We start from the raw sequence: 15,107 nt of genomic DNA, 5'->3' as shown, positions 1-15,107 counted from the left end.
CATTATACCTAATGCCAAGAGTGATTGCAATAAAAGTTGTAAAGAAATTTTACTTAACACAAAAATTTGTTTTTTGGCCGTGCTATTTTTTGCTTTATGGATTTTAAAAATGCTTCTTTACACATTTTTTACTGAATAGTTATAAAAAGTTTACACAGAAACAGCTTTCTATGCTATGATTACTTCGGAATTTTTAAATGGGGGAATCTATGTGAATATCGCTTTGTTTCTAACGATTGTGTTGTCATTAGGGGTGATTTTCGTCAACGGCTGGACGGATGCGCCGAATGCTATTGCAACCGCTGTCTCCACGAGAGTCTTACGCCCGAATATCGCCATTGGCATGGCAGTCGTCATGAATTTCTTAGGTGTGCTAGTGATGACGTATTTTAATGCGCAAGTTGCAGAAACCATCAGCAACATTGTGACTTTTGATTCAGGCGGGAGTTTTCGGGTCTCACAGATCGCATTAGCCGCTGCCTTGTTTTCAATTGTTGTTTGGACGGTCGCAGCTTGGTATTTTGGGATCCCAACTAGTGAATCTCACGCGTTGATCGCAGGACTGACTGGTGCAGCCATGGCCCTTGGTGGGTTACATGCAGTCAATGGCGAGGAGTGGCTGAAAGTTTTGATCGGTCTTGTCGTTTCTACGTTGATGGGCTTCATTGGCGGCTTTCTGATCACGAAACTGATCGTATGGCTCTTTCGCGATACCCAACGGCGAAAAGCCAACAAAATTTTTACAGTTGGTCAAGCCATTGCGGCTGGTGCCAATGCGTTCTTACATGGTGCACAAGATGGCCAAAAATTTATGGGTGTCTTCATGTTAGGGCTTTTCTACAACAATCTTGCTGAAAAGACCGGCAATGGCTTTTCGATCCCACTCTGGGTGATGGTTCTTTGTTCCTTGACCATGGGGATCGGTACTTCTGTCGGTGGGATGAAAATCATCAAATCAGTAGGGATGGATATGGTAAAACTGGAAAAATACCAGGGCTTTTCTGCAGATGTTACCGCTGCGATCTGTTTGTTCTTGTCTTCCGTATTTGGTATCCCAGTTTCAACGACCCATACAAAAACGACTGCCATCATGGGGGTAGGGGCTTCTCGACGTTTTTCTAGCGTTGATTGGCGCATCGTTAAAGAAATGATCTATGCTTGGATTTTAACGTTCCCTGGTTGCGGGTTGATTGCGTTTCTAATGGTGAAAATTTTATTGCTAATTTTGTGAGGAGAGAAAGTAATGGCACGAAAAAAAGGATTTGATTATTTTGCGGCAATGGAGCAGTTGGCAACAAATGGGCATCTAGCTGCGAAACGTTTTTCGCTGTTGATCAATGATTACTCTGAAACAGCGTTAAGTGAAGCGGCAGCTGAGATTCATGGATTAGAAAAGGAAGGCGATCAGGTGATCGCTGAGTTAACGAATGAGTTGTACGACTCATTTATCACACCGATCGATCGCGAAGACATCCTGGTCATCTCTGAGCGTTTAGATGATATTTTGGATGGCATTATGGGACTGACTTATTTATTTGAGAATTTGGTCATTACGAAGATTCGCCCTGAGACGAACTTATTTGCTGAAATGATCGTTCAAGCGACACAGGGGGTCGAAACAGCATTAAAAGAGTTTCCGAAGTTCAAAAATTCAAAAACATTGCGTCAAATGATCAACGATGTAAATACGATTGAATCAGAAGCAGATCTTTTGTATTCAAAAATGAAAAAAGCGTTGTTTACGGATGAAAAAGAAGTGCTGGAAATTATTAAGTGGAAAGATATTTATGATCGCTTTGAATCGATTATCAACGACACCGAAAGTGCGGTTGATATCATCGATGGTATGGTGATCAAAAACACGTGAGGAACTAGAGAGCATTCAAACGAAAAAAAGAGCAACTATTGCGGCAGTTACCTGCCCAAGAGTTGCTCTTTTTGCTTATAATTGGATCAGCCAATAGCCGATCAAAATGATTCCTAAAACGATGCGATACCATCCAAATACGGTAAAATCATTCCGTTTGATGTAGTTCATCAAGAAACGGATCGCGATGATCGAAACGATGAATGACACGATGGTTCCTGTCAATAAGATGACGGTTCCTTGGAAATCAAAGGCATTGCCATCTTTCAAAAACTTGAAGATTTTCAAGGCACTGGCACCAAACATGGTGGGAATACCTAAGAAAAATGAAAATTCAGCAGCAACATAACGAGAAGCGCCGATCATGATAGCACCTAAGATAGTAGCACCAGAACGAGAAGTTCCTGGGATCAATGCCAATACTTGGAACATTCCTACGATCAATGCCGCTTTGTAGGTGAACTTGTTCAAATCGGTACATTTTGGTGCTTTATTTTTGTTGCGTTTTTCTACCACGATAAAGCCGATCCCATAAACGATCAAGACGATCGAAACAGAGAAAAAGTTGTAGAAGTGCGCATCTAACCAATCATCTAACGGTAATCCGATAATAACCGATGGCAAGACCGCCACGACGACTTCAAACCATAACGTCCATGTATCTTTTTTCTCTAACTCATTTTTCTTCGGTGAAAAAGGGTTTAGTTTATGGAAATATAAGTAGACGACTGCTAAAATCGCACCCAGTTGTATGACAACATTGAACATCGTCATAAACTCGGGAGTAACATTCAATCCGATAAATTCGTCGGCTAGAATCAAGTGACCCGTGCTGCTGATTGGCAGCCATTCCGTGATCCCTTCAATGATCCCAAATAAAATCGCTTTTATGAAATTTGTAAAAAACATTGGTTCAGTCCTTTCTATGACAAAATACAACTCTTAGTATACCGTTTCCTGATTCGAATACCAATCTTTTTCCTAAAAAAAGGGAGCAGTTTTTAAAACAAAAACTGCTCCTTTCTTAAAGAAATTGATCAACTGCCAAAGGTTTCTCTTAGGATAAAAGTTCTTGAGAGAGTGCCAAGCCTTTTTTGATGTAATCGGTATTGCCCACTTCAGCAATCGTAAAGCTGCCATCTTCGTAGATCAGTCGAGTGACCGAGCCATTTTCAATATCCATGCGAACATTGTTCTCATCATTGATCAGATGCAAAAGAAAAGCGATCGTTAAGCCGTGAGACACAACTAGCGCATTGCCGCCGCCTTTTTTCTCAACGCGGTAGGCGATATCTTCAAACCCTGTTTTGACACGTTCGGTCAACACATCAAAGGTTTCCGCCCAATTGGCTGTATCTGCGTGGTAGATCGCATTGGCGATCGCCTCAAACGAGACATGATTGGCAATCATATCATCGTAATCAGGAAAGTCAAGAATCCGTGGCAGAACGCCCCACATTTCTGCATCATAGGCACCTTCAAGTGAGCCAAAGCACCATTCACGAATCCGTTTGTCGATATGATAAGGGATCTCTGGTCCTCTGACATGTTCACCCAGTATCAGACGCATCGTTTCGATCGCGCGGCCGCTGTCACTGGATACTGCTTCCACAAAATCCACATCTCGTAACCCGAGTCCTAAATAATGGATGCCTTGTTCACCAGTACGAGTCAATGGGGTGTCGCACCAGCCTTGTACACGCTGCAATGTGTTGAACATGGTTTTCCCGTGACGCACGACATACAATTCTGTTTTTGCCATAAGTAGTAATTCCTCCTTTGGTTCGTAATTCGTTTATGCGTTAAAAAACGGATTGGTCCGTTTCTCAATCTCGATCGTTGTTGGTTCCCCGTGGCCAGGATAAACGGCCATCTGATTCGGTAAAACAAAAAGTTGCGTTTGGATGCTGGTCAGCAATTGCTCAAGGTTGCCAGTTGGTAGATCGGTCCGACCGATGCTGCCTTTAAATAAGGCGTCTCCAGAAACGACAAACTTGTCAAAAATAAAACTGACGCTGCCGATGGAATGACCTGGGGTTGCAACAACCTTAAAGGACATGCCAGCTATCTTGTACTCTTTCAATTCTAGCTCGAATTCTGCTGGACGTGCGGTGATGGTTCCTAATTCAGGATGACGACCAGAAAGGTTTTTCATAGGATCACTTAGCCATTCTTGCTCAAGCGGACTAACGTAAACGGGGATCTGATAATAATCCCGCAAATGGTCAACTGCGCCGATATGGTCATAATGAGTGTGAGTCAATAAAATCGCTGCTGGTTTTGCGCCTGTTTTTTCGATCTCAGCGATCAATCTCGCTGCTTCTGCTCCAGGATCAATAATCAACAAATAATCTTCTTTCCAAATAAGGTAACAATTTTCTTGAACGGGTCCTGTCACTAAACCAATGATTTTCATGCTAAAACCTCCTAGGATCACAAATACTTGTGTCTGACTATAAGTATAGCTTAAAGTATAAGAGGAAACAAAGAAAGGTTTTTAGGAGTGAAAAATTAATGATAGAAACGATGAACACAGAAGACAATCGTCAGGCGATCTGTCAATGGCTCAATTATTCAACGAAAAAAACAGAGGCAGTGAGTGCCTTTTCCGATCAAGAGCAGCTTTCATTTGCATTTTTTGACAATCACGATCAACTTGGTGGGTTGATTGGGAAACGGACAGGTAATACGATTCATATTCAATTGTTTGCAGTTGATCCACACCATCAGAATCAAGGGGTGGGGAAACAATTGATGGCAGCACTTTTCGATCACGGTAAAAAAGCGGGGTGTCGTTCCGTGACAGTTACCACCCAAGACTACCAAGCGCCACAGTTCTATCAAGCAGTCGGCTTCGAACAATTTGCTGTGCTTTCTGACACGCCTGTACTTGGCACGGATAGGCTTTATTTCGTGAAGATGCTGTGACCACCCTATGGCAGGCAGGTGATAAGGCTAACCAATAGTTTGATGAGAGAAAAGCTCAGAATTATTGTGGGAATTCGAAAATTTTTCTAAGAAACCGCATTAGCAAAAAACTGCTGTTATACTAATTAAAATAAGAAAGCGCGTGTTTCGTTTGAAACTGGTCTAATTTTTTCCTGCAGCAGAAACATTCGTCGTGACTAAGTTCGGGGAAAGTAAGTGTTCAGGACCTTGTGTTCGTTTTGATTGGTATACATCAACTTTTTGTAAGAAGGTGTTTTTTATGAAAAAATCGCTCCAATTCTTTTTCACTGTATGCTTTGCTGTGCTTCTTTTAGCGAGCTGTGGTGAGGAAGAGCTATCCATCGATGATTCGAAAGAAGTTTCTGAAACCGTTACTTCCGCCTCAAAAGCGGTTGAAAATGGCGACCTTGATTTGATGTTGATCCAAGATGAGAGTGTCATCTTTCCGCAAAGCCAAGGGGTTTATGATTTCCATGAGAATGAGTTGACGATCGTTAAGCAGTATTTGCCGATGGCAGACTTAGAAGATAGTTCAGCCAGCTCTAGTGATGTTGCCTTGTATAAAGGACAAATCGAAAGTGATTTTCAGCGTCATTTTTCCCATTCAGAGGTACAGTTGTCCAACGATCCTTATCAAATTTATGAGATCACCTATCAAGATGCCTCATACATCGTCGAAGGAAAACGTTTGACGATCATGGCAGATGGGCGAACCTTTGAGTTCACCTTAGATCCCAATAATCAGAAGGCCTATGATCAAAATGGCGTTAGCTATGACATTCAGGTCGATCAATAAATTTTCTTAAAAAAATATTCCTGCTTTACTTGCTTAGGTGAGTAGAGTAGGTTTTTTTGGTAACCTTTCGTCAAACCCATTCTCTGGAAGTGGAAATGGCGTTGATTACCTGATGAGAAGGCATTTTGCCGCAAGTGATTTTTTTAGAGATCAAACCTGTTTGGATAGGATACTCTCCGCAGAGGATGAAAAGCTGTTTCTGTTCCCTTTTCCAAAAGTGATCTATCCGCTATAATGGCAAACGAGAAGGTGAACACGTGTATAAAGGAAAAGTTGCGGTTAGAAAAATCGTAGAATTTATTTTGCGCAGAGGCGATATTGATAGCCGCAAAGTCAGTAATCATACCGCACAAGAAGGCGCCCGTATCCATCGCCAACTACAAAAAGAGGCTGGGGATGCGTATCAAAAAGAAGTCTTTTTCAAACGAGAAAGCCAAATTGAGAAAGATTCGATCACTGTCGAAGGACGTGCCGATGGTCTCTTTTTTGATGCAGCTGTTAATTCTTGGGTGATCGATGAGATCAAAACTTCAGAACCAGCTTTCGAAGATATCCCTGAAGATCAAATCGATTTGTTTTTTGCCCAGGGAATGGTTTATGCTTATTTGTTTTTACTACAAGAAAATGAACAAGCAGCGCTTAATGACAGTGAAAAACAAGAGAAACCAGAAGCAGAAGCAGAAGCTACTGCTGATGGAGAAAATGATCCGAGGAGACCCATCGATCGGATCGCCGTACAATTGACTTATTATCAAACCACTGAAAAGCTGACCACCCGTACGAGAAGAACATTTCAGTTTTCAGAATTAGCTGTTTTTTATGAAGAATTACTTCAGGAATATCATAAATGGTTAGTTTTTCAAGAGAATTGGCGCCGTGTCCGCAATACGTCTTTGCAGCTGCTGTCTTTTCCCTTTGAAACCTTTCGCAAAGGGCAGCGAGAGTTAGCAGCAGCGGCGTATAAAACACTAAAAAATGGCAAGCGACTTTTTGCGGAAGCGCCAACTGGAACTGGAAAAACCATGTCAACGCTGTTTCCCGCATTAAAAGTGCTAGGGGAAGAAGGGGCTGATCGGGTCTTTTATCTGACGGCGAAGACGATCACCAGACAAGTGGCCGAAGATGCACTGAGCAAGTTAGCAGACAACGGTAGTGAAACCAAAAGTGTCACGATTACCGCCAAAGACAAAATCTGTTTTTTAGATGAACGAAACTGTACGCCAGAACACTGTGCGTATGCGCAAGGCTATTACAATCGAATCAATGAAGCATTATGGGATCTGTTGCATCACGAGAACCAAATAACCCGAGAAGTGATCGAGACCTACGGAAAGAAACATACGGTCTGTCCCTTCGAGCTTTCACTGGATGTCAGTGTCTTTTGCGATGTCATTATTGGTGATTATAATTATTTGTTTGATCCCACCGTTTATTTGCGAAGATTTTTTGAGGAGCCGGATGAAGAATATTTCTTTCTAGTGGATGAGGCCCATAACTTAGTCAACCGTTCCAAAGAAATGTATTCGGCAACCATTACCCGGCAGCCATTTAAGGAATTAAAGAAGAAACTATCCAATGACCAGCAAAAATTAAAACGCGCCCTAAACAAAGTTGACAAAGAATTTGCGGCTATTGCTCAAATAGCAAAAGAGGAAGAGTGGGAATACCACCATCAAGCAGCTCCCCATGAAACGATGGTCAATCAGCTCTACAAAGTAGCTGAATTGATGAAGGAATGGTTGCCGGCAAATCCTGAGCATGAATTGCAAGAAGAAGTGCTGCAAGTGTATTTTGAAGCTAATCATTATTTGAAGATCAGTGAATTTTATGATGATCACTACGAAACGACGGTGGAGATCGACCGCTATGATATCAAACTACGGCAATTTTGCATCGAACCAGCGCCGTTTTTGGAATCTGTGTTAGATAAGGGCAAGGCCAGCCTGTTGTTTTCTGCGAGCTTTACTCCTTTGTCCTATTATCAAGAGGTGTTAGGAGGCGGCAATGAAGCTTTGCGCTATCGCCTGCCAAGTCCTTTTGATCCGAAAAATCAGGGGATTTTTATTGCAGACTATATCCAAACAACGTATCGCCAACGTGAAGCCAGCATTCCTGCAATCGTTGATGCAATCCAGCAAATGACTGCAGCGAAAGCGGGAAACTATATGGTCTTTTTCCCTTCTTATCGTTACTTGGATGATGTGGCGGCAGCATTTTCCCAACAGGCGCCAGAGGTGGAGGTCTTGATTCAGGGGACAGCCATGAACGAAGTAGAGCGCGAGGCGTTTCTTGCACAGTTTCAATCTCTTGAGCGGCAACGATCATCCTTGCTAGAAACAAGTCAAGACGGACAAGAGAGCCAGCCAAAAACATTAGTGGCATTTTGTGTCCTTGGTGGAATTTTTTCTGAAGGGATCGACCTAAAAGGCGATCGCTTGATCGGTGCAGCAGTGGTAGGAGTCGGACTGCCGCAAATCAATCACGAGCAAGAATTGATTCGGGAATATTACGATGAGAAAAAGGCAGCTGGCTTTGCGTATGCCTATCAGCTGCCAGGGATGAATAAAGTCCTGCAAGCAGCCGGTCGAGTGATTCGGGATGTCAGCGATCGTGGCGTGGTGTTATTGCTGGATCAGCGCTTTCGGACACCGCGTTACCAAGAACTTTTCCCACTACATTGGCAGCATGCCTTGCAGATTCGTCGGCCGCAAGAGTTATCAAAGGCAGTGACTCATTTTTGGCAAGAAAAAAACTAGAAGCAGAGCTTTCAAGAGCGGTTGCGCAAAATCAGTAGATAAAGCTGATTTTGCCTAACCATCACGTTAGACTCTGTTCTAGTTTTTTTGATTAGCGATAATTTGTAAATTGTAAATCGATCGTCAGGGGCAGTTTACGCAACAATTGGATCACCTCTTGCAGATCGTCACGACTTTTGCCTGTTACCCGAATTTGATTGTCTTGAATTTGGGTTTTAACTTTTAGCTTGGCGTTTTTGATCGCTGTCGTTATTTTTTTGGCGTTTTCTTTATCGATGCCATTGATCAATTCTGCCGTTTGACGAGCTTTTGCCCCCAAGGCATGCTCCGTTTCGCCAAATTGAATATTTTTCGTTGGTACATTCCGTTTGATCAGCTTCGCAAAGAGCACATCTTTGATTTGCTCCAACTTAAATTCGTCATCTCCAACGATCGTCAGTTTGCCCTCAGTCATCTTGATTTCTACCGTGGAGCCTTTAAAATCAAATCGGTTTTTCAATTCTTTTTCCGCCTGTTGAATGGCGTTTTTCACTTCTTCTGTGTTGATCTCAGATACGACATCAAAACTTGCTTCTTTTGCCAAAATCAATCACTCCTCTCATCTCTTACCTATGATTTTAACATGGAGGCGAACGATGCGGGAATGAAAAGTAAATTTTTGCAAATAATTGTTTCATTTTTTCACACAAACTGCTATTCTTTGGAAGGAGATTTTTAGTGAAGGAGCTAGATCATTGTGAGTAAGTTATTAACGAAGCACGAACAATCAGAACGATTGAAAAAAATAGGAGTTATTTTGCTGTCAGGTATCACTGCAGCCATTGCTTTAAATTTCTTTTTGATTCCCGCAAACGTTCTTTCTGCTGGGATGAACGGGGTCGCCCAATTGATCGTGGCACTTGCCTTGGAACATTTTGGCGTTCACCTTAGTACGGGGCTGTTTATTTTCCTCTTAAACTTGCCTATCTTTGTTCTCGGGTTCATCAAACTCGGGAAATCATCGACACTATTGAGCTTTATCAATGTCGTTGTCGTTTCCGTCTTAACGATGATCCTTCCGCAAGGAGCGATCACTGACAATATTTTGGTTAACGCTTTGCTAGGTGGCGTACTGTTAGGCGTCGGCGTTGCGTTTTCACTGAAAATGGGTTTTACCACCGGCGGAATGGATATCCTTTCGTTGATATTATCAAAAACGACTGGAAAAACAGTCGGTAAATATATGTTTATTTTAAACGGCATCATTGTCATGGTCTCAGGTTTCGTCTTTTCTTGGGAAAGTGCCTTGTACACGATCATTTCGATTTTCGCGATGAGCTACGTTGTGGACATGCTGCACACAAGTCATCAAAAGGTAACGGCAATGATTATTACGACCAATGCGGAAGCTGTTGGGAAAAATATTTCTAAGCATGTGTTTCGCGGCATGACTTTGTTCCCCTCAGTCGGAGGGTATTCAGGCGTACCTGGCAATATGATCATGATGGTCGTGACGCGCTACGAGATCTACGATTTAGAACAAGCCGTTTTAGAAGCTGACGGCAATGCGTTTATTAATTTTGTGCCGACCCAATCGATTACAGGCCGTTTTGCGACAGATGATGAACAACGGACCTTTAAAACGACAGGGGTCTTCCCAGAACTGAAAATACACAAGAAAAGCCGGCCATAATCAAGGATCGTCCATTTACAAATCTTGCAAAAGAAGGTATTATTTGAAACAAGAATTAAAGGAGGTCTTCAACCGTGGCATATACTGAAGTAGAAGCAGAAGCAATCAAAGAGCGTGTCTTGGCTGCCTTGGAAACCGTGATTGACCCTGAGTTGGGGATTGATATAGTGAATCTAGGCTTAGTTTATGAAGTCGAATTTGATGCAGAAACAGGCAATACCGTAATCAAAATGACCTTAACAACAATGGGCTGTCCCTTAGCCGACGTATTGACTGAATCGATACACGAAGCACTAAGCGATATTCCAGAAGTCAAAAATCCAGAGGTGAAATTAGTCTGGTATCCCGCTTGGACGACCGATAAAATGAGTCGTTATGCACGGATTGCTTTGGGGATTCGTTAAGGATTTTCAATCATAGAAAGTTGTTTCATATTTGTTAACTAGATGGAACAAGCTGTTTTCTTAGGTGTCGGACAGTTGGCAAAATGAGGATATAAACACAGAACTCTTTTATTAACTTTGAAAAAGTTGGTAGAAGAGTTTTTTTTTAGAATACTTTCTTAAATAAACAGTTACTTGGTGAAAAAGTTATACTTTTTTACTAAAAGCATTAAAGAAAATCATATATTTTTAAACCTGAAAGCTCAACGTATTTTCCATTCATATGACAACTCAAAGTGAGTTAGTATTTAACTTTGACGAAATAGTAATACTTTCTATAAACCTTCGATCATTTTGACAAAAAAAGAGCACAGAATAAATTCTTATTCATCCACATTGATAACCTTAAGGTGCATCCCAGAAAACATGTCTAAAGAAAAGTTACTGAATTTAGTCAGAGACTTTGGGATACGATGAATTTTCCTTAAGGAGTCAATGTAGAATGAAGAAGGATGATTCTAGGAATGTTTTTTCAAAGGTCATGTGATTTCATCCTAGCAACTGACTCTTGGTTAACAAATATACAAATGTGTTCTATGCAACCATACATATAGGAAAACGATAGCCAAACTACAGTTTCGGTCAATCATTTAGCGAGTTACATATTTTTATTAGAGATTCGAGATTAATTAATTGAATTAATGTATAATTATAGTTAAGTTGTAAAAATGATTTGGTTGATTCCCTTGATCATAAAAACAAAAAAGGAGTGTGTTTTGTGGATTTTCTATTTACTTTATTTGCTTTTATTTTCGTCGCAGTTATCTTATATCATATTGTCGAATTCTTAAAGGATCAATCTACGCCAGAAGTGGCAGTACTTGCCACGCTAGTAGACAAACGAATGACTAGTAGCACGAATATTGCTGCAAACGGCTTTACGAATCAATCCATTACCTATTATCTTTTATTTGAAATCGCAAGTGGCGAAAGATTAGAATTTAAAGTAGGGTATGGAAAATACAAATTATACGTCATCGGAGATACTGGAGTGTTGAAGTATCAAAGAAAAAGGTTTAATTCACTTGATAGGTAAAAAATTTGTATGTATATAGTATGTGTTTATTCGTTTTCAATTTCAAAAAAAGTTGAACAGTCAATTAAAAAACTCCTATTCAAGTGTCTTATCATTTGAAATGATTTGAATTGTACGCTTTCGATGGAAAACGCAAGTATCATCGAGTAACACTTGAGAATTTCTACTTATGAGGTCGCATAAATAAAACCAAAACCGAAGGAAATTTCCTGCGAGGAATGGCTTAATTTAGTTCACCCATTCGATTTATTGGCGGAAGTGATGAGCTACGGATAGTTTTTAAATACTCATAAATAGAATAGATTGCTTCACCAAAATCTCGTGACTCATTGTTACGAGGTTTTTTGTTTTTTACGTGACTTCAGAAATAATTGCAAAAAGGAAAAATCGTTCTTGGTTTTTCACAAACATTTTCTCTTTCAAGTGACAAAGTCGTTGCCGTTTTGGGTTAGGAACGATTGGGTTGCTGACGATCCAATGGTTAAAAATTGGTTAAAAATTGCGGGTGTGAAAACGATTATTGGCATTGATATTCAATCAGAGAAACTGAAACAAGCATTAGATTTAGGTGTCACCGATACGATCGATCCTAGTGTTCAAGACCTTGAAAAGAGATTTCTCGGATAACGGATGGTTTAGGCGTAGATATTGCAATGGAATGTGCAGGTACTAAAACAACCGAAGAACAATGTCTCTTAGTGACAAAAAAAGGCAGGAAAATTGGATTTCAAGGGATCACTTATTCTGATGTTTTGATTAAGCAACGGGCATTTGAAAAAATCTTTCGCAGTGAATTAACCATTAAGGGTTTTTGGAATAGCTATTCTGCGCCTTTCCCAGGCAAAGAATGGTTTGATTCAATCACCTTTTTAGAAAGCGGACGCTTGAGTGCCAGTCATAGGATTTCCCATCGCTTTCCGTTAGAATATCTTCAAAGAGCATTTGATTTAGCGGTAAATAGAAGTGAAAGCTTTAATAAAATCATGATCATGCTCTAAAAACTAAGCATTTGATTACAGCACAAACAGATTGTTTTCAAAAACCATTTTTATTCAGCAAGCTTTAACAAGCTGCTATGGATATGGTTTTTTGATTTGCTACAGTGATTAAATAGGTTGCTCCTTCTAAAACCTGTCCCAATCAAAGACACCGTTGCATTTTCAGAAATGAAACGGTAAACTAGTTGAAAAGATTGGAGGAATGAATCAATGTTAGCTACGAATTTTGGGAAATTTACATACGAAAATCCGTTTATGAACGCCTCAGGAGTCCATTGTATGACGATCGAGGAATTAGATGAATTAGCGGTATCAGCAGCTGGATCATTTGTCACAAAGAGTGCAACGCTAGAAGCACGTGCCGGAAATCCAGAACCACGTTATACCGATTTACCCTTAGGAAGCATCAATTCGATGGGATTACCAAATCTAGGGGTGGACTACTACTTAGATTATGCAATCAAAAAACAGCAGGAAATGACTCAGCAAGCGCCTTTCTTTTTCTCTGTCGCTGGTATGAGTGTGGCTGAAAACATTGAGTTATTGAAGAAGATCCAAGAAAGTGATTTTGAAGGAATCACTGAGTTGAATCTTTCTTGTCCAAACGTGCCAGGAAAACCACAAGTTGCCTATGATTTTCCTTTGACCGATCAAATTCTTGAAACAGTCTTTGGTTTTTTCACAAAACCTTTAGGTGTCAAATTGCCGCCATACTTTGATTTGGCTCACTTTGATGAGATGGCTAAGATATTAAACAAGTATCCGTTAACCTACATCAATTCAATCAATAGTATTGGGAATGCTTTATTCATCGATCCTGCTACTGACTCGGTAGTCATCAAACCAAAAGGTGGTTTTGGTGGTCTCGGAGGCGAATATGTGAAACCAACGGCATTAGCCAATGTGCGGGCTTTCTATACACGTCTCAAGCCAGAAATCAAAATTATTGGTACAGGTGGGATTCGTAATGGTCAAGATGCGTACGAGCATTTGTTGTGTGGTGCCTCTATGTTGCAGATCGGCACAGAGTTGCAAAAAGAAGGGCCGGCGATCTTTGAACGATTGACGAAAGAATTAGAAACGATCATGAAAGAAAAAGGATATCAATCAATCAGTGAATTTCAAGGCAAACTAAAAACGATTGATTAAAACGACTTTCTATCATCTTCTGTTTCTTTTTATAGAAGAAAGTCATAGAAGAAAGGTGGGGTTAAATGGAGAAATTTCGTAAAACAACTGAGGGCGATTTAACGGAGTTAATGGCGCTGATTGAGGAAGGAATTGCTTTTTTAAAAGCTCAAGGATCACCACAATGGCAAAATGGCTATGGCCCAAAAGAAACTCAAATCAAAGAAGATATTGCAAAAGGTGAAAGCTATGTGTTAGTGAAAGATGGGAAAATCGCAGCGTCTGCGGCACTGGTTTCTGGTGATGATCCTGTCTACAACGCAATTACCGGCGCAGGGTGGGATGGAAACGGTCCGTATCTATCCATTCATCGCGTCGTTGTCAGTTCTCATTTTAAAGGGCAAAAGTTAAGTGCCAAATTGCTGCAAGCTCTTGAAGTGGTTGCATTAGAGCAAGGAATCGTTGATTTGCGTATCGATACGTATAAAGCCAATATTGGGATGCAAAAGAATATCCAAGCAGCTGGCTATCAATATAAAGGAGAGGTAACATTTCCTTTTCCGAATGGAGAGCGATTGGCGTTTCAAAAACGTTTGATCACAAACTAAACATTCTTTTTCCATTCTTGTCACTTGGCTGAAAGAATGGAAAAGGTGTGTCAAAGTGAATTTTTGGTATGAAAATGTGGATAATGGTTGTCAGAATCCTTTCGGCTTGCTAAGATAAGCACGTAAAGGACGGTGCCAAATGAAGAAAAGAATCAAAAAGAAAAAAGCTTATAAAAAATACATCCATGATATTTTTGCAGGTTATGAAGAAATGCTTGAAAATCCAGCGATCGATGAGAAGAAGTTCTCTTATTTGAAAGAAGAAACAACCTTAAAACGAGACGATCAAAATCAAATCCGTTTCCGTACGATCGATATTGATTAAACTACCTTTTGGGTAGTTTTTTTCTTTGTTTTTGTTAATTGGAAAAATTTCAGAAAAAAAGCTTGCTCTTTCATTCATAGAATGATAAAGTATTCAACGTTGGCAATTGAGCCAGCGGGTCAAAACAACAGTTGAAAAATCTTCAAAAAAGACTTGACCAAAAATAAAACAGATGATATTATAACGAAGTCGCAGTTTTAAAACAGTTAATCAATGTTGATACATCAACAAAATTAATTGAAAAAAGTTGTTGACAAATAACAAATCATTTGTTATTCTAATTAAGTCGCTGAGACAGCCGCTACGAAGTTGAAAAACAACGAGCGAAAAAAACTTTTTAAAAAAGAGTTGACAATCAACTGTCGCTCTGATATGATATAAAAGTTGCTAACACAGCACGGTAGACCTTTGAAAACTGAACAAAGCAAGCAAACGAACCAATGTGTAGGACGTTTCAATTTATTGAAACAAATACATGCAAGCAATAGCTAGCAAAGTTAATTTTTATGAGCTTAATGACCGTATGGTC

The 15,107-nt window shown here is 40.3% G+C and carries 15 protein-coding genes and 1 pseudogene; 12 read left to right on the top strand and 4 right to left on the bottom strand.

Annotated features, from left to right (window positions below):
* The first annotated feature begins 175 nt into the window (after window positions 1–175).
* Both A5867_RS10715 and A5867_RS10710 read left to right on the top strand, forming a co-directional pair.
* Window positions 176–1,231, top strand: a complete 1,056-nt coding sequence (locus A5867_RS10715) for an inorganic phosphate transporter (RefSeq protein ID WP_005230169.1) — start codon at window positions 176–178, stop codon at window positions 1,229–1,231.
* 12 nt (window positions 1,232–1,243) lie between these two features.
* Window positions 1,244–1,867 carry a DUF47 family protein gene (locus A5867_RS10710; protein WP_005230171.1) on the top strand — a complete coding sequence of 208 codons (624 nt, stop codon included), beginning with the start codon at window positions 1,244–1,246 and terminating at the stop codon, window positions 1,865–1,867.
* Between the two features lie 75 nt (window positions 1,868–1,942).
* On the opposite strand, the gene A5867_RS10705 is transcribed toward A5867_RS10710, so the two are convergent.
* From A5867_RS10705 to A5867_RS10695, 3 genes are all read right to left on the bottom strand, one after another.
* Window positions 1,943–2,776 (bottom strand): undecaprenyl-diphosphate phosphatase, encoded by an 834-nt coding sequence (locus A5867_RS10705; protein WP_087627571.1) that lies wholly within the window; start codon window positions 2,774–2,776, stop codon window positions 1,943–1,945.
* Between the two features lie 148 nt (window positions 2,777–2,924).
* Complete coding sequence (locus A5867_RS10700) at window positions 2,925–3,629, bottom strand: histidine phosphatase family protein (protein WP_005230175.1); 705 nt, start codon at window positions 3,627–3,629, stop codon at window positions 2,925–2,927.
* 33 nt (window positions 3,630–3,662) lie between these two features.
* Window positions 3,663–4,283 carry an MBL fold metallo-hydrolase gene (locus tag A5867_RS10695; RefSeq protein WP_087627570.1) on the bottom strand — a complete coding sequence of 207 codons (621 nt, stop codon included), beginning with the start codon at window positions 4,281–4,283 and terminating at the stop codon, window positions 3,663–3,665.
* 98 nt (window positions 4,284–4,381) lie between these two features.
* Here A5867_RS10695 and A5867_RS10690 point away from each other — a divergent pair, with 98 nt between their 5' ends.
* The 3 genes from A5867_RS10690 (at window position 4,382) to A5867_RS10680 (ending at window position 8,368) form a co-directional block, all read left to right on the top strand.
* On the top strand, window positions 4,382–4,795 hold the full coding sequence (locus tag A5867_RS10690) for a GNAT family N-acetyltransferase (RefSeq protein ID WP_015509841.1): 414 nt from the start codon (window positions 4,382–4,384) through the stop codon (window positions 4,793–4,795).
* A 280-nt stretch (window positions 4,796–5,075) separates the two neighbouring features.
* Window positions 5,076–5,612, top strand: coding sequence for a hypothetical protein (locus A5867_RS10685; protein WP_016611127.1), 537 nt, complete (start codon window positions 5,076–5,078; stop codon window positions 5,610–5,612).
* Window positions 5,613–5,869: 257 nt separating this feature from the next.
* Window positions 5,870–8,368 carry an ATP-dependent DNA helicase gene (locus tag A5867_RS10680; protein ID WP_087627569.1) on the top strand — a complete coding sequence of 833 codons (2,499 nt, stop codon included), beginning with the start codon at window positions 5,870–5,872 and terminating at the stop codon, window positions 8,366–8,368.
* A gap of 91 nt (window positions 8,369–8,459) precedes the next feature.
* Here A5867_RS10680 and A5867_RS10675 read toward each other — a convergent pair whose 3' ends face one another.
* Window positions 8,460–8,951 carry a YajQ family cyclic di-GMP-binding protein gene (locus tag A5867_RS10675; protein ID WP_005230187.1) on the bottom strand — a complete coding sequence of 164 codons (492 nt, stop codon included), beginning with the start codon at window positions 8,949–8,951 and terminating at the stop codon, window positions 8,460–8,462.
* A gap of 153 nt (window positions 8,952–9,104) precedes the next feature.
* Here A5867_RS10675 and A5867_RS10670 point away from each other — a divergent pair, with 153 nt between their 5' ends.
* The 7 genes and pseudogenes from A5867_RS10670 (at window position 9,105) to A5867_RS10640 (ending at window position 14,578) form a co-directional block, all read left to right on the top strand.
* A complete protein-coding gene (locus tag A5867_RS10670) occupies window positions 9,105–10,040 on the top strand; it encodes a YitT family protein (RefSeq protein WP_005230189.1) in 936 nt (311 codons plus the stop codon).
* 74 nt (window positions 10,041–10,114) lie between these two features.
* A complete protein-coding gene (locus tag A5867_RS10665; RefSeq protein ID WP_005231940.1) occupies window positions 10,115–10,444 on the top strand; it encodes a metal-sulfur cluster assembly factor in 330 nt (109 codons plus the stop codon).
* A gap of 757 nt (window positions 10,445–11,201) precedes the next feature.
* Complete coding sequence (locus tag A5867_RS10660) at window positions 11,202–11,519, top strand: DUF2500 domain-containing protein (protein ID WP_087627568.1); 318 nt, start codon at window positions 11,202–11,204, stop codon at window positions 11,517–11,519.
* Between the two features lie 442 nt (window positions 11,520–11,961).
* Window positions 11,962–12,517 (top strand): annotated as a pseudogene (locus A5867_RS18315) (zinc-binding dehydrogenase); the annotation flags it as partial.
* A gap of 210 nt (window positions 12,518–12,727) precedes the next feature.
* The gene (locus A5867_RS10650; RefSeq protein WP_074932577.1) at window positions 12,728–13,666 is read left to right on the top strand and encodes a dihydroorotate oxidase; all 939 of its coding nucleotides are present in this window, start codon (window positions 12,728–12,730) and stop codon (window positions 13,664–13,666) included.
* A 65-nt stretch (window positions 13,667–13,731) separates the two neighbouring features.
* Complete coding sequence (locus A5867_RS10645; RefSeq protein WP_005230207.1) at window positions 13,732–14,253, top strand: GNAT family N-acetyltransferase; 522 nt, start codon at window positions 13,732–13,734, stop codon at window positions 14,251–14,253.
* A 139-nt stretch (window positions 14,254–14,392) separates the two neighbouring features.
* Window positions 14,393–14,578, top strand: coding sequence for a hypothetical protein (locus A5867_RS10640; protein ID WP_005230211.1), 186 nt, complete (start codon window positions 14,393–14,395; stop codon window positions 14,576–14,578).
* Window positions 14,579–15,107: the final 529 nt, after the last annotated feature.

Origin of the sequence: Enterococcus sp. 6D12_DIV0197 (assembly GCF_002174385.1) — a bacterium.
Taxonomy (GTDB): domain Bacteria; phylum Bacillota; class Bacilli; order Lactobacillales; family Enterococcaceae; genus Enterococcus_D; species Enterococcus_D casseliflavus.
This window is presented reverse-complemented; position numbering and strand designations above follow the sequence as displayed.

What these genes read in the sequence shown, in the direction of transcription:
- A5867_RS10715 (WP_005230169.1), top strand. Translation starts at nt 176, where the DNA reads ATGATTACTTCGGAATTTTTAAATGGGGGAATCTATGTGAATATCGCT.
- A5867_RS10710 (WP_005230171.1), top strand. Translation starts at nt 1,244, where the DNA reads ATGGCACGAAAAAAAGGATTTGATTATTTTGCGGCAATGGAGCAGTTG.
- A5867_RS10705 (WP_087627571.1), bottom strand. Translation starts at nt 2,776, where the DNA reads ATGTTTTTTACAAATTTCATAAAAGCGATTTTATTTGGGATCATTGAA.
- A5867_RS10700 (WP_005230175.1), bottom strand. Translation starts at nt 3,629, where the DNA reads ATGGCAAAAACAGAATTGTATGTCGTGCGTCACGGGAAAACCATGTTC.
- A5867_RS10695 (WP_087627570.1), bottom strand. Translation starts at nt 4,283, where the DNA reads ATGAAAATCATTGGTTTAGTGACAGGACCCGTTCAAGAAAATTGTTAC.
- A5867_RS10690 (WP_015509841.1), top strand. Translation starts at nt 4,382, where the DNA reads ATGATAGAAACGATGAACACAGAAGACAATCGTCAGGCGATCTGTCAA.
- A5867_RS10685 (WP_016611127.1), top strand. Translation starts at nt 5,076, where the DNA reads ATGAAAAAATCGCTCCAATTCTTTTTCACTGTATGCTTTGCTGTGCTT.
- A5867_RS10650 (WP_074932577.1), top strand. Translation starts at nt 12,728, where the DNA reads ATGTTAGCTACGAATTTTGGGAAATTTACATACGAAAATCCGTTTATG.
- A5867_RS10645 (WP_005230207.1), top strand. Translation starts at nt 13,732, where the DNA reads ATGGAGAAATTTCGTAAAACAACTGAGGGCGATTTAACGGAGTTAATG.
- A5867_RS10640 (WP_005230211.1), top strand. Translation starts at nt 14,393, where the DNA reads ATGAAGAAAAGAATCAAAAAGAAAAAAGCTTATAAAAAATACATCCAT.